Consider the following 13,918-nt stretch of genomic DNA (forward strand, 5'->3'; position numbering starts at 1 on the left):
GTCAAGGGGTACTCCGCACTGGGCCTGCTGTCGGTGGTGCCGGGCAGGATGGGCGGACCATGACGGACGTCTTCGAGCGCTTCTCCCCCGCGACCGCGGAGTGGTTCCGGGGCGCGTTCGACGCCCCGACCCCGGCACAGGCGGGCGCCTGGGACGCCATCTCGACGGGACAGCACGCACTCGTCATCGCACCGACCGGTTCCGGCAAGACCCTGGCCTCGTTCCTGTGGTCGATCGACCGGCTCATCAGCGCGACGGATCGCCCACCGGCAAAGCAGCGCACGCGCGTCCTGTACGTCTCGCCCCTCAAGGCCCTCGGCGTCGACGTCGAGCGGAACCTGCGCAGCCCGCTCGTCGGGATCACGCAGACGGCCCGGCGGCTCGGCACCGAACCGCCAGAGGTCACCGTCGGGGTGCGCAGCGGTGACACCCCGTCCTCGGACCGGCAGAAGCTGCTCCGCCAGCCGCCGGACATCCTCATCACGACGCCCGAGTCGCTGTACCTCATGCTCACCTCGCAGGCACGCGAGACCCTGGTCAACGTCGACACCGTCATCGTGGACGAGGTGCACGCCGTCGCCTCGACCAAGCGCGGGGCACACCTGGCCGTCTCGCTCGAGCGCCTCGACGACCTGCTCGACAAGCCCGTGCAACGCATCGGGCTGTCCGCAACGGTCCGACCGCCGGAAGAGGTCGCGCGGTTCCTCGGGGGTCGGGCGCCGGTGACGATCATCGCCCCGCCGGCGCAGAAGACCTTCGACCTGCGGGTCGTCGTGCCGGTCGACGACATGGCCGAGCTCGGTGCTCCGCCGGTCGGTGCGGACGCGTCCGACGCGCCCTCGAACGGCTCGATCTGGCCGCACGTCGAAGAGCGCGTGGTCGACCTCGTCGAGGAGCACCGGTCGACGATCGTGTTCGCGAACTCGCGGCGACTGGCCGAGCGACTCACCGCGCGGCTCAACGAGATCCACGAAGAGCGCGTCCTCGCCGCGGCGGCTCCGGCCGAGGTCGCAGACGCGTTGGTCCCGGCGGGGGTCTCGCCGGCCGACGACGGGCTGCCGGTGGCGCGGGGTCGCCCGCAGTCACCCGCGCGGACCTCGGCACACGCGGTCGCACCCCAGGGCACGAAGCGACCGCCGGCGCAGATGATCGGCGCGTCCGGGCAGACCGGTGGCGGCGGCTCGGACACTGCAGTGCCCGTGCTCGCCCGAGCCCACCACGGCTCGGTGTCGAAGGACCAGCGCGCGATCATCGAGGACGACCTGAAGTCCGGTCGGCTGCGGTGCGTGGTCGCGACGAGTTCGCTCGAACTCGGGATCGACATGGGCGAGGTCGACCTCGTCGTCCAGGTCGAGGCGCCGCCCTCGGTCGCGAGCGGCCTGCAGCGCGTCGGCCGCGCCGGGCACCAGGTGGGCGAGATCTCCCGCGGGGTGCTCTTCCCGAAGCACCGCGCCGACCTCGTCAACAGCGCGGTCACGGTGGAGCGGATGGTCACGGGCCAGATCGAGTCGATCTCGGTTCCGGCGAACCCCCTCGACGTCCTGGCGCAGCACACGGTCGCGGCCGGGGCGATCGACACCGTCGACGTCGAGCACTGGTTCGACCTGGTCCGACGCAGCGCCCCGTTCAGCGGCCTGCCCCGCTCGGCGTTCGACGCCACGCTCGACCTGGTGACCGGACGGTACCCGAGCGACGAGTTCGCCGAACTCCGCCCGCGGCTGGTGTGGGACCGCGTGCACGGCACCCTGACCGGACGCCCCGGCGCCCAGCGCCTCGCGGTGACGAGCGGCGGCACGATCCCGGACCGCGGCATGTTCGGCGTGTTCATGGTCGGCGAGAAGGCGTCGCGCGTCGGCGAGCTGGACGAGGAGATGGTCTACGAGTCGCGCGTCGGCGACGTCTTCGCCCTCGGCGCGACGAGCTGGCGCATCGAGGAGATCACCCACGACCGGGTCATCGTGAGCCCGGCCTTCGGACAGCCCGGCCGGGTGCCGTTCTGGAAGGGCGACGGCATCGGCCGCCCCGCCGAACTCGGTCGTGCGACCGGGGCGTTCGTGCGCGAGGTCGAGGGCTCCTCGGACGACGACGCCCGGGCCCGGGTCGCCGCCGGTGGCCTCGACGAGCGCGCCGTCACGAACCTGCTGACCTTCCTGCGCGACCAGCGCGCGGCCACCGGCCACGTGCCGAACGACACCACGCTCGTGGTCGAGCGCTTCCGCGACGAACTCGGCGACTGGCGGCTCATCCTGCACTCGCCGTACGGCATGCAGGTGCACGCACCGTGGGCCCTGGCGGTCGCGGCGCGGCTGCGCGAACGGCACGGCATCGACGGCGACGCGATGGCCGCCGACGACGGCATCGTGGTGCGCATCCCCGAGACCGACGCCGAACCGCCGGGTGCTGACCTGTTCGTGTTCGAGCGCGACGACCTCGAAGCGCTCGTCACCGACGAGGTCGGCGGGTCAGCGCTGTTCGCCGCGCGGTTCCGCGAGTGTGCGGCACGCGCCCTGCTGCTGCCCCGACGGAACCCCGGGCAGCGGTCCCCCCTGTGGCAGCAGCGGCAGCGGGCGTCGCAGCTGCTCGAGGTGGCTCGGAAGTACCCGTCGTTCCCGATCGTGCTCGAGACCGTGCGCGAGGTGCTGCAGGACGTGTACGACGTGCCCGCACTGCTCGGGATCGCCGACGAGATCGCCGGTCGTCGCATCCGCCTGGTCGAGACCGAGACCGAGACCCCGTCGCCCTTCGCCCGCTCGATCCTGTTCGGGTACGTGGCCGCGTTCATGTACGAGGGCGACTCCCCGCTCGCCGAGCGTCGGGCAGCGGCGCTGTCGCTCGACTCGACGCTGCTCGGCGAACTGCTCGGTCGGGCCGAACTGCGGGAGCTGCTCGACCCGGCGGTCATCGCCTCGGTGGAGCAGGACCTGCAGCGGCTGTCACCGGACCGTCGCGCCCGCGACGCCGAGGGGCTCGTCGACGTGCTGCGGCTGGTCGGGGCGCTCGACCTGTCCGAGGCCGTCGACCGCAGCTGGCTCGCCGGGGCTCCGGACCGCGGGGCGGCCGACGCCGAGGTCCAGGCGATCCTCACCGCGCTCGAACGGGACCGCCGCGTCCTGTCGTTCTCGCACGCCGGAGCCACCCGCTGGGCCGTCATCGAGGACGCCTCGCGCCTGCGTGACGCGCTCGGGGTCCCGCTGCCGATCGGTGTCCCGACCGCGTTCGTCGAACCCGTCGCCGACCCACTCGGCGACCTGGTCGGCCGGTACGCCCGGTCGCACGGGCCGTTCTCCGCACAGGAAGCCGCCGGCCGTCTCGGCCTCGGGATCGCCGTGGTGCAGGACACCCTGCGCCGCCTGGTGGCCGACCGTCGGGTGGTCGAGGGCGAGTTCCGGCCGGATCGTCAGGGCGCCGAGTGGTGCGACGCCGAGGTCCTGCGGCGGATCCGCACGAAGTCCCTCGCCGCGCTCCGGCACGAGGTCGAGCCGGTGTCCCCCGACACCCTGGCACGGTTCCTGCCGGCCTGGCAGCACGTGCAGACCCCGGGCACCCGCGGCGGCCTGCGCGGGGTCGACGGCGTCCTGCAGGTGATCGACCAGCTCGCCGGGGTCGCGCTGCCCGCGAGCGCCTGGGAGGCCCTCGTGCTGCCCGCGCGGGTGACCGACTACTCCACGAACATGCTCGACGAGCTCACCGCCACCGGAGAGGTCCTGTGGTCGGGTGGCGGGACCCTGCCCGGCAACGACGGGTGGGTGCGCCTGCACCTGGCCGAGACGGCGTCGACGACGCTCGCCGAGCCCTCCGGCGACGAGACCACCGAGCTGCAACGCGACGTGCTCGGTGCCCTGGCCGGCGGTGGTGCGTACTTCTTCCGCCAGCTCGGGCAGGCGGTCGGCAGCACGGACGACCAGGCCCTGACGACGGCGTTGTGGGACCTCGTCTGGGCCGGACAGATCACGAACGACACGTTCGCGCCGCTCCGCTCGATGCTCGGTGGCAAGGCGAAGAGCAGTAGTGCCCCGCGGGCCCGTGCGTACCGCGGGCGCCGACGTCCGACGATGCCGACGCAGTCCGGTCCGCCGTCCGTCGGCGGCCGCTGGTCCCTGCTCCCGCTGGCCGAGTCCGACTCGACCTTGCGGGCCGCCGCGACCGCCGAACAGCTGCTCGAGCGGTACGGGGTCGTCACGCGCGGCGCCGTGCAGGTCGAGGGCGTCCGGGGTGGCTTCGCCGGCGTGTACCGGGTCCTGTCGCGGTTCGAGGAGTCCGGGCGTGCGCGCCGCGGGTACTTCATCGAGGGCCTCGGCGCCGCACAGTTCGCCACCGGGCCGACGATCGACCGGCTCCGTACCTACGCACGCGACCTCGACGACGACGAGCGCGTCGACCCGGACCGGAAGCGCGAGGCGCTGACCCTGGCGGCGACCGACCCCGCGAACCCGTACGGTGCGTCGCTGCCCTGGCCGTCCGAGGACCGGGCCGCCGGTGACGCGGACGACACGACCACCGACTCCGCGGGATCGGCATCACCGGCGGCCTCGACACCGGCCACCACCGGCACCCGCGGCCACCGGCCCGGGCGCAAGGCCGGAGCGCTCGTCACCACCGTCGACGGGCGGCTCGCGGTGTACGTCGAGCGCGGCGGCAAGTCCGTGCTGACCTTCACGGACGACCCCGCCGACCTCGCCGTCGCGGCAGCGTCGATCGCGGGCATCGTGCGGACGGGCCTGCGGAAGCTCGCGGTCGAACGCGTCGACGGCGAGTTCGTCCTCGGAACCCCGCTCGGCACCGCGCTGGGCGAAGCCGGCTTCACCGCCACCCCGCAGGGACTCCGGCTCCGTGCCTGAGGGCGACACCGTCTACCGGGCGGCACACCGGCTGCACACGGCGCTCGCGGGCAAGGTCCTGACCCGCAGCGACTTCCGGGTGCCCGCGTTCGCGACCGTCGACCTGGTCGGTCGCACCGTCGACGAGGTCGTGCCCCGCGGCAAGCACCTGCTGCACCGGATCGGGGACCTGACCGTGCACTCGCACCTGAAGATGGAGGGGCGGTGGGACGTCTACGCCCCCGGTGAGCGCTGGCGACGCCCGGCGCACCAGGCACGCGCGATCCTCGACGCCGAGGACGTCTCGACCGTCGGGTTCACGCTCGGGGTGCTCGAGGTGGTCCCCCGCGACCAGGAGTCCGAGGTCGTCGGACACCTCGGCCCGGACCTGCTCGGCCCCGACTGGGACGCCGACATGGCGCTCGAGAACCTGACGCGGGACCCTGCGCGTCCGGTGGGCCTGGCCCTGCTCGACCAGCGGGTGCTCGCCGGCCTCGGCAACGTCTACCGCAACGAGCTCTGCTTCCTGCGCGGGGTGCTGCCGACCCGACCGGTGGCCGAGGTGCACGACCCCGCTCGGACGATCGCCCTGGCCAGCCGGCTCATCCTGGCGAACCGGGACCGCAGCCACCGGGTGACGACCGGCGTCGACCGCCCAGGGCGTCGGTTCTGGGTCTACGGACGCGCGGGCAAGCCGTGCCTGCGGTGCGGCACCCGGATCCGGCGCGGGGACCTCGGCGACTCGGAGCTCACCCTGCGGGACACCTACTGGTGCCCACGCTGCCAGAGCTGAGCCGCAGGCGCGGGCTCGGGCACACCGGCACAGGCACGGCTCGCATCACCGGGAGACGGGATGCAGCCGCTCGGCCGCGGTCGACCGCACGGCGTCGCTCACCCGCTCGAGCAACGGCGACGCCAGGTTCCACCGCTGCCACCACAGTGCGACGTCCGCCCGGCGCGTCGGCGTGAGCTCGAGCAGCTCGCCCCGTGCCAGGGCATCGAGGCACTGCGCCTCGGGCAGCATCCCCCACCCGAAGCCGAGCGAGACCGCCCGCGCGAAGTCGGCCGAGGTCGGGACGAAGTGGCGTGGACCGGCGGGCGCGTGGCCGAGCACGCGGCGGAGGTAGCCCTGCTGCAGGTCGTCGTCGCGGTCGTAGTCGACGAGCGGCACCCGGTCGAGGCGACTCAGCATGCGTCGTTCGGTGTCGGCGTCAGCCAGGTAGCGGTCGACGAAGGCCGGCGACGCAACGGCCCGGTACCGATCGATGCCGAGCGGCACCGACGAGCAGCCCTGCACGGGATCCGCCTCGGCGGTCACGGCGCCCATCACCGTGCCGGCGCGCAGCAGTTCGGCGGTGCGGTCCTGGTCCTCGCGGTGCAGGTCGAAGACCACCTCGGTGTCGGCGCGGACGCGTGCGAGGGCGTCGAGGAACCACGTGCTGAGCGAATCGGCGTTGACGGCGAGCGGGATCGACGGCATGGCGGATCCCGAGCCGTGGGCGTCGGTCTCGCCGAGTGCCCGAGCGGTCTCGTCGTCGAGCAACCGCACCTGGCGTGCGTGTCGGAGCACGACCGCACCGTCGGCGGTCGGCGCCACCGGGGTCGTCCGCTGCAGCAGGACTCGGCCGACCTGCTGCTCCATCGACTTGATCCGCTGGGAGACCGCCGACGGGGTGATCGCCAGCGCTCGGGCAGCCGCGTCGAGTGTGCCATGGTCGACCGCTGCCAACAGGGTCTCGAGGTGCTCACGCTGGAACCGGACCATGCAGTGCAGCTTACGGCGCTGAAGGAACGTGAGCTGGTCTACAGGCATGGCCGGGCCTAGCGTCGTCGACGTGACCGCACTCCTCCCCCTGCTCGCCGGCCTCGGCACCGGACTCGCCCTGATCGTCGCGATCGGCGTGCAGAACACCTACCTGCTCCGGTTGGCGGTCAGCTCGGGCCTGCGCGTGGTCGCGGCGGCGGTCGTCGTGTGCGCAGTGTCGGACGCCGTGCTCATCGTCGCGGGGGTGCTCGGCGTCGGGGCCGTCGTCGACCGGTTCCCCGTGGCGCTCCTGGTGGTCCGGTTCGTCGGGGCCGCGTTCCTGGTGACCTACGGCGTGCTCGCCGCGCGACGGGCACTGCGGCCGTCGAGCGACGCCATGCGCGTGGCCGACGAGGCGGCGGACGACGGCGTGCCGGAGCCGGCCGCGGGCAGTGGACCCGCCCGGCCCGGGTCGGTGGCGGCGGGGCGGACACGCTCCGCGCCTCCCGGCCAGGCGGTGACCATGCGCACGGCGGTGGCGACCATGCTCGTCTTCACGTGGGCGAACCCGCACGTGTACCTGGACACGCTGGTGTTCCTCGGGTCCGTCGCGAACCAGCAGGGCCCGGACGACCGCTGGCTCTGGACCGTCGGGGCCGTCGCGGCGAGCTGCCTGTGGTTCGGTGCGCTCGGGTTCGGCGGGCGACTGCTCCGGCCGCTGTTCGCGAAGCCGCTGACGTGGCGGGTGTTCGACGGCCTGGTCGCCGTCGTGATGCTGACGTTCGGCGTCCTGCTGGTCGTCGGCGCGTAGGAGGCAGGCGACCGCACCGCGAAACGGACACAGCACCGCGCGATCGCGCGGTGCTGTGTCCGGAACCTGGTTCCGGCGGGGCGGGAACCGGCGCGACCCCTACTGCATGCCCTTGCCGACGCGGCTGTTGCGGCGGCTGTAGCCGAAGTAGATCGCGAAGCCGATGACGAGCCAGACGACGAAGCGCAGCCAGGTCTCGACCTCGAGGTTCAGCATCAGCCAGAAGCACAGCACGGCCGACAGGATCGGGATCACCGGGGACCACGGCACCCGGAAGGCACGGGGGGCGTCCGGGCGCGACTTGCGGAGCACGATGATGCCGATCGACACCAGCACGAAGGCCGACAGGGTGCCGATGTTGATCATGCCCTCGAGCTTGTCGACCGCGGTGAAACCGGCGAGCAGCGCGACGACGATCCCCGCGACGACCTGCACGCGGACCGGCGTCTGCGTCTTCGGGTTCGTCTTCGAGAACCAGCGCGGCAGCAGACCGTCGCGGCTCATCGCGAAGACGATGCGGGACAGGCCGAGCAGCAGCACCATCACGACGGTCGTCAGACCGATCAGGGAGCCGATGGCGATGATGCCGGCGGCCCACGGCAGTCCGACGATGTCGAACGCGGACGCCAGGGAGGGCGCGTCCTCCTGGGCCAGACGCTGGTACGAGACCATGCCGGTGATGACGATGCTCACGCCGACGTACAGCAGCGTCACGATGCCCAGGCCGATGAAGATGCCGCGCGGCAGCGTCTTCTGCGGGTTCTCGGTCTCCTCGGCGCTGGTCGCGACGACGTCGAAGCCGATGAACGCGAAGAACACGAGCGATGCCGCAGCGAGCAGCCCGAAGACGCCGTACTGGGCAGGCTCGGCACCGGTGAACCAGGACACGAGCGACTGGGTCCAGACGCTGCCCTCGGCACCCTTGGCCGGCTCGGCCGGCGGGATGAAGGGGGTGAAGTTCGCGGCCTTGACGAAGAACGCACCGGCGACGATGACGAACACGACGATGGCGACCTTGATGATCGTGATGACCGCCGAGACCCGCGACGACAGGCGGGTGCCGAAGGCGAGCAGCACGGTGAAGATGCCGACGATCAGGACGGGACCCCAGGTGAACGGGATCGGGCCGAGCTGGATCGTGTCGGGCAGGTCCACGCCGAACACCCCGAACGCGGTGCTGAGGTAGATGCCCCAGTACTTCGCGATGACGGCGCTGGCGGTGAGGGTCTCGAGGATGAGGTCCCAGCCGACGATCCAGGCGAGCAGCTCGCCCATCGTGGCGTAGGTGAACGTGTACGCGGAGCCGGCGACGGGGATCGTCGAGGCGAACTCGGCGTAGCACATGATCGCCAGGCCGCACGTGACGGCGGCGAGCAGGAACGAGATGATGACGCCCGGTCCGGCGAAGTTCGCGGCGGCGTTCGCTCCGACCGAGAAGATGCCGGCACCGACCGCGACGGCGATGCCCATCGCGGCGATGTCGAACGTCTTCAGGGAGCGTTTCAGGGACCGGCCCTGCTCCTCGGAGTCGGCCAGTGAGGCCTCGATCGACTTGATGCGGAGCTTCGTTGCCATGGGGTGGATCCCGTCATCGGCTGGGCGGCGGACCCCGCGAGATTACTGGTGTACCACCCCGGCACGCAAACAGCGGAGCCGCTGGGCGCGTGGGAACCAGGTTCCGGACGTGGAACCGGGGAACGGCGCGGTGCGGTGTCCGGAACCAGGTTCCGTGGGCAGGGCGGGTCGACCGGGAGGCCCGGCTCGGCTCAGGCGGATCGGCGCCAGTCGCGCAGGAACCGCGCTCCGGCCTCGTCGTGGATCACCCCGTCGGGTGCGGTGAGCACCGGGTACGGCGTCGTCGGCACACCGTCCGAGGGACGGACGTCGACGTGGGCGACGTCGTGGCCGTTCGCGTGCAGCCAGTCGGCCATCGCGTAGTCGCTGCGGGAGTCGCCCATCGTGCGCCAGGCCGTCGGCAGGTCGCCGTCCTGCGCGAGGAGCTCGAGCGACCGCGCGGCCCCCATGTCCTTGCCGCTCCGGTCGGACTCGACGTCGGTCGAGATGATCGTCGGGTCGATCCGCCACTGCACGGCGCCGTCGGCGTCCGGTCGGACGTCGTCGAGACGCCGCACTCCGAGGCCACGACGTTCGAGGGCCGCCATCGCCTTCGCGTCGAACTCCGGCTGACGGGCCAGGTACGTGGCGTTCGGCACTTCCACCCGCTGCTCGATCGACACCATGGCGCGCTTCGTCTCGTCGAAGAACACCAGGTCGGCGTAGTCGGTGCGGACGAGCTCGCGCATCTCGTCGGCGTAGTCGCGCGGGAGCGCCAGGTCCTCGGCGACGGTGAGCTCGCCCATGCCGCCCTCGTACTGCGGGCCGATCGAGCACCAGACGGCGCCCTTCTCGCAGACGGCGTGCACGCGACCGCCCTCGGCGAGACCACCGGCCAGCAGGGGTCCGACCACCTCGCTCCGGATGAAGGCGTCGCTCCGGCCGGTGTTGAAGACGACGGGGATGCCCTCGGCGGCGAGGGCGACGAGGTCCTCGATGATGCTCGGGATCGCGATGGTGCGGGAGACGGGGCTGGCAATGGGCCCGTCGACGTCGAGCAGGAGTCCGAGACGAGGTGCGTTCACGGCACCATCCTCTCAGCCCCGCGTGACCGTCCTCGCGGTGAACTCGTCGAGCACGGCACCGATCGCCACCGGGTCGGGCACGTGGCCCTGCCCGGGGACCTCGACGTAGTCCGAGCCCGGCACGGCCTCGACGACCGCACGGGCCGCGTGCCGCATCCACTCGTGGCCGTCGCTGCCCGCGGCGACGAGCACGGGCACGCCGACCGCTGCCGCGACCCGCTCCGGGATCGCCAGGCCGTTGAGCACCCGCACGTCGCGGCTGAGCACGTGGGCGTCGACGACCAGGGACCGCCAGAGCGCTCCCCGGAGCCGCAGCGCCGAGATCTGCCCCATCGGCACACCCAGGACGTGCGCGAGGAAGGCCCGGACCGCCTGGGATCGCCGGCCGGCGGCGACGTGCTCGTCGAGCAGGTCGGCGAAGACGACGTCGTCGGCGTGCGGGTCGACCGTCGCGCGGTACGGCGGCTCCCACAGCACGGCACCCCCGAGCGGGACACCGGCGGCGAGGCCACGCAGGACCACTCCCGCGCCGACGCAGAGCCCGAGCGCGGCAACGGGCCCGTCGGTGCTCGCCACGACGGCCGCGAGGTCCTCGACCTCGCGCTCGATCGCCCACGGGGTCGTGTCGCCGCTCGCGCCGCGCCCACGCCGGTCGTACGTGATGACCCGGTACCGGTCCCGCAGTCCACCGGTCAGGCGCTCGACCGTGGGGGTGTCGTGGTGGTCGAAGGCGCCGCCGACCACGACGAGCGCCGGACCGGCCCCGGCGTCGGACACGGCGAGGACCGTGCCGTCGGCGGAGACGACCGTGCGGTCGACGTGCTGGTCCATTGGGGCCTTCCGAGAGGGTACGACGGCGCTGCGTCGGGTCCTCGGGAGGGACCGGGCGGGTCGGTCCTCCGAGCATGACAGCGGAGCGCTCCCACGTCACCACCCGCAACCAGGGGGAGACGACCGGTCCGGTTCCTGCTCGGACTCCGCTCAGCGCTCGCGGTAGATCGCTCGGCGGTGGCCGGCATCGACGACGACGACGATGAGTCGGCCGTCGTCGATCTCGTAGATCAGGCGGTAGTCGCCCGATCGGACCCGCCAACCGGGTCGGTTCACGAGCTTCCGAGCCGCCGGGGGCCGCGGGTGGTCGGCGAGGATCGCGAGGAGTCCCTCGATCCGCCGACGACCGTCGGGCGGGAGCTTGCGGATGACACGTTGCGCGGACGGGATGACCTCGACCGACCAGGTCATCCGAGCCCGAGCTCGCGCTTGAGATCGTCCCACTGCACGTTCTCACCGCCGATGCGCTTGTTCTCCGCGATGGCAGCGTCGTACGCGATCAGGTCGTCGAGGTCCTCGGCCGCCTCGAGCAGGCGGTCCAGGACATCCGCGTCCACCACTGCCGCGACGCGCTTGTTGCGCCGGGTCAGGTAGACGGGTTCGTGCCGGGCGTCGTCGATGATCGACGCCAGGCGGCCACGTGCTTCGGAGATCGACACTTCGCTCACCTGTACATTTTAGAGCGTTTTGTACAACTCAGACGAGCGCCGTGGTGCCGACCGACTCCCGCTCGAGCAACGACCGCTTGACGTCGAGTCCCCATGCGAAGCCCCCGAGTGTGCCGTCGGAGCGCAGCACCCGGTGGCACGGCACGAAGAGCGCGGGCGCGTTCCTCGCACACACACTCGCTGCGGCCCGCACGGCGTCCGGACGACCCATCGCCCCCGCGAACTCGGTGTAGGTCAGGGTGCCGCCGGCCGGGATGCGCCGGAGCTGCCGCCACCCCTCGGTGAACAGGTCGGTACCGAACTGCCGCACCGGCACCTGCATGGCGTGCTCGACCTCGCCCGAGTAGAAGGCGTCCACGGCGTCGGCGGCGGCGACCGTGCCGTCGACGATCCGACTGGGCCGGTACCGGTCGGCGAGTCGCCCGAGGATCCGGTCGACGGAGTCGGTCCAGCCCGAGGCGAGGACCCGGCCCTCCGCGTCCTCGAGCACGGTGAAGGCCCCGTCCGGGGTGTCCAGGGTCTGGATGGTTGCGTCGGTCATCGTTCGTCCTTCCGAGGGTCGTCGTCTGCGCGGCGCGCACGGCCGGTGCCGTGCGCTGGTGCACTGGCGGCCGTCGCGATCGCGCGGTCGATGATCGGTCGCCAGCAGTGCATCGTCAGGTAGCTCCGCCAGGGCGCCACCTGCTCCGACCATAGGGAGAGCTCACGCGCCGTTCCGGGCAGTCCGAGTTCCTGTGCACCGTTGCGCACCGCGAGGTCGCTGTGGAGGAACACGTCGGGGTGGTGCCGGACCCGGAGGGCCACGTAGTCGGCGGTCCACGGCCCGATGCCCTTCACCGCCAACAGCCGGGCCCGCAGCTCGTCGAGGGACTGCCCGCCGTCGACCACGAGCGACCCGTCGGCGAGCGCCGCGGCGACCCGCAGGATCGTGTCGACGCGGGCAGCCGGTCCGCGCAGCACCTCGTGCCCGCGGACGGCGATGACGGCGGCGGACGGGAAGAGCAGGCCGTCCGGCATGATCGACGCCGGCACGGCAGCGCCGAGCGCCGCGACGAGCCGCGTCTGTGCCGTCCGGGCCGCGGCGACGGAGACCTGCTGCCCGATCAGGGTGCGGAACACGATCTCGTGCGCGTCGACCGCCCCCGGCAGCCGCAGCCCGGGGACCCGCTGCACGGCCGCGGCCAGCTCGGGCACGGAGCCGAGCACGGCGTCGACGGCGACCGGGTCGGCGTCGAGGTCGAAGTACGAGCGGACGCGGGCGACGAGCGTGGGCAGGTCGGACAGGTCGCTGACGCGCACCCGCAGGTCGATCCCGGTGCCGCGACCGGCGGCCGTGGAGCCGGGTGTCCCCGCGACCGCGGCCGACGCGCTGAACCAGCCCGGGCCTCCTGGCAGGTCGAGCAGCCGCCCGTAGGAGGTGACCCGCCCCGAGTCGTCGGTGTCCACGTGTTCGAGGCCCGGCAGGGCGTGCAGCGCGTGCCAGTCGAGCAGCCCCTGCGCGTCGAACGGCGGCCGCGCGGGCAGGTGCACGTGCAGTACGCCGTCCGGGGTGGGCCGTGGCGTCCGGCGCGCACGCAGTTCGGACGGGGTGACGGCGAAGACCTCGCGGACGGTGTCGTTGAACTGGCGGATGCTCGCGAACCCGGCGGCGAACGCGACGTCCGCGATCGGCAGGTCCGACGACGTCAGGAGCGTGCGTGCCGTCTGGGCGCGGTGCGCGCGGCTGAGTGCTTTCGGTCCGGCGCCGAGCTCGGCCGTCATGATGCGGTTGAGCTGGCGTTCCGAGTAGCCGACCCGTGCAGCGAGCCCGGGGACGCCGTCGCGCTCGACCACGCCGTCGAGGACGAGGCGCATGGCGCGTCCGGCGACGTCCTCACGCAGGTCCCACTCGGGGCTGCCGGGGGTCGCCTCGGGCAGGCAGCGCTTGCAGGCGCGGAAGCCGGCCAGGTGCGCCGCGGCGCTCGTGCGGTAGAAGGTGACGCCGGTCTCGCGGGGCGTGCGTGCCGGGCAACTCGGGCGGCAGTAGATGCCGGTGGAGTGCACGGCCGTGACGAACTGGCCGTCGAAGCGTGCGTCGCGCGACGCGACGACACGGTAGCGCTCGGCGTGCAGCTGGTCGGTTCCGGGGATGGTCACGGGCCCAGCCTGACACGCACCACCGACCGCGACTGGCGGAAATCGGACGGCGCGGCGGGGCGGGCACAAGCGCGCGTCCGTGGCGTGGGCGCGGGCGCGTTGCGCGTGGCGGGTGGCGCGTGGCGGCTCGAGGTTCCGAAATCTCGGCATGTCGGCGCTCCGCGCGCGCAGCCGTGGAACCTCGGTGGCGTGCGCACGGCGTGTTGTGGAACCCGGGCGCCGCCGCAGCGACGCCGGCATGCCGCCGACAGGACCGCCGTCGACCGGGAGGC

The 13,918-nt window shown here is 72.8% G+C and carries 11 protein-coding genes; 3 read left to right on the forward strand and 8 right to left on the reverse strand.

Going from position 1 to position 13,918, the window contains the following annotated elements; all coding sequences use genetic code 11:
• Positions 1 to 59 precede the first annotated feature (59 nt).
• Both ACGH48_RS17870 and ACGH48_RS17875 read left to right on the forward strand, forming a co-directional pair.
• Entirely contained in the window at positions 60 to 4,838 is a 4,779-nt protein-coding gene (locus ACGH48_RS17870; RefSeq protein WP_396289577.1) for a DEAD/DEAH box helicase, read from the forward strand.
• Positions 4,831 to 5,610 (forward strand): Fpg/Nei family DNA glycosylase, encoded by a 780-nt coding sequence (locus ACGH48_RS17875; protein WP_123311656.1) that lies wholly within the window; start codon positions 4,831 to 4,833, stop codon positions 5,608 to 5,610. The genes ACGH48_RS17870 and ACGH48_RS17875 overlap by 8 nt, the downstream gene beginning before the upstream one ends.
• A gap of 45 nt (positions 5,611 to 5,655) precedes the next feature.
• On the opposite strand, the gene ACGH48_RS17880 is transcribed toward ACGH48_RS17875, so the two are convergent.
• Positions 5,656 to 6,582: a LysR family transcriptional regulator ArgP gene (locus tag ACGH48_RS17880; RefSeq protein WP_340197819.1), complete on the reverse strand. Its 927-nt coding sequence runs from the start codon at positions 6,580 to 6,582 to the stop codon at positions 5,656 to 5,658.
• A 70-nt stretch (positions 6,583 to 6,652) separates the two neighbouring features.
• Here ACGH48_RS17880 and ACGH48_RS17885 point away from each other — a divergent pair, with 70 nt between their 5' ends.
• Positions 6,653 to 7,372, forward strand: a complete 720-nt coding sequence (locus ACGH48_RS17885) for a LysE/ArgO family amino acid transporter (RefSeq protein ID WP_396289579.1) — start codon at positions 6,653 to 6,655, stop codon at positions 7,370 to 7,372.
• A 99-nt stretch (positions 7,373 to 7,471) separates the two neighbouring features.
• On the opposite strand, the gene ACGH48_RS17890 is transcribed toward ACGH48_RS17885, so the two are convergent.
• From ACGH48_RS17890 to ACGH48_RS17920, 7 genes are all read right to left on the reverse strand, one after another.
• Positions 7,472 to 8,947 (reverse strand): APC family permease, encoded by a 1,476-nt coding sequence (locus tag ACGH48_RS17890; RefSeq protein WP_396289580.1) that lies wholly within the window; start codon positions 8,945 to 8,947, stop codon positions 7,472 to 7,474.
• Positions 8,948 to 9,138: 191 nt separating this feature from the next.
• Entirely contained in the window at positions 9,139 to 10,011 is an 873-nt protein-coding gene (locus tag ACGH48_RS17895) for a hypothetical protein (RefSeq protein ID WP_340197822.1), read from the reverse strand.
• A gap of 12 nt (positions 10,012 to 10,023) precedes the next feature.
• Entirely contained in the window at positions 10,024 to 10,842 is an 819-nt protein-coding gene (locus ACGH48_RS17900) for an alpha/beta fold hydrolase (RefSeq protein WP_340197823.1), read from the reverse strand.
• Between the two features lie 150 nt (positions 10,843 to 10,992).
• Positions 10,993 to 11,253, reverse strand: coding sequence for a type II toxin-antitoxin system RelE/ParE family toxin (locus ACGH48_RS17905; RefSeq protein ID WP_396289581.1), 261 nt, complete (start codon positions 11,251 to 11,253; stop codon positions 10,993 to 10,995).
• Positions 11,250 to 11,510 (reverse strand): type II toxin-antitoxin system Phd/YefM family antitoxin, encoded by a 261-nt coding sequence (locus tag ACGH48_RS17910; protein ID WP_261783983.1) that lies wholly within the window; start codon positions 11,508 to 11,510, stop codon positions 11,250 to 11,252. The genes ACGH48_RS17905 and ACGH48_RS17910 overlap by 4 nt, the downstream gene beginning before the upstream one ends.
• Before the next feature lie 28 nt (positions 11,511 to 11,538).
• Positions 11,539 to 12,051 (reverse strand): methylated-DNA--[protein]-cysteine S-methyltransferase, encoded by a 513-nt coding sequence (locus tag ACGH48_RS17915; protein WP_111083519.1) that lies wholly within the window; start codon positions 12,049 to 12,051, stop codon positions 11,539 to 11,541.
• Positions 12,048 to 13,640, reverse strand: coding sequence for a DNA-3-methyladenine glycosylase 2 family protein (locus tag ACGH48_RS17920; RefSeq protein ID WP_396291140.1), 1,593 nt, complete (start codon positions 13,638 to 13,640; stop codon positions 12,048 to 12,050). The genes ACGH48_RS17915 and ACGH48_RS17920 overlap by 4 nt, the downstream gene beginning before the upstream one ends.
• Positions 13,641 to 13,918 lie beyond the last annotated feature (278 nt).

The organism is Curtobacterium pomorum (assembly GCF_044497295.1).
Classification (GTDB): Bacteria; Actinomycetota; Actinomycetes; order Actinomycetales; family Microbacteriaceae; genus Curtobacterium.

Excerpts from the sequence above, each read along its gene's own strand:
- ACGH48_RS17880 (WP_340197819.1), bottom strand. The coding sequence starts at position 6,582 with ATGGTCCGGTTCCAGCGTGAGCACCTCGAGACCCTGTTGGCAGCGGTC.
- ACGH48_RS17900 (WP_340197823.1), bottom strand. The coding sequence starts at position 10,842 with ATGGACCAGCACGTCGACCGCACGGTCGTCTCCGCCGACGGCACGGTC.
- ACGH48_RS17905 (WP_396289581.1), bottom strand. The coding sequence starts at position 11,253 with ATGACCTGGTCGGTCGAGGTCATCCCGTCCGCGCAACGTGTCATCCGC.
- ACGH48_RS17890 (WP_396289580.1), bottom strand. The coding sequence starts at position 8,947 with ATGGCAACGAAGCTCCGCATCAAGTCGATCGAGGCCTCACTGGCCGAC.
- ACGH48_RS17870 (WP_396289577.1), top strand. The coding sequence starts at position 60 with ATGACGGACGTCTTCGAGCGCTTCTCCCCCGCGACCGCGGAGTGGTTC.
- ACGH48_RS17915 (WP_111083519.1), bottom strand. The coding sequence starts at position 12,051 with ATGACCGACGCAACCATCCAGACCCTGGACACCCCGGACGGGGCCTTC.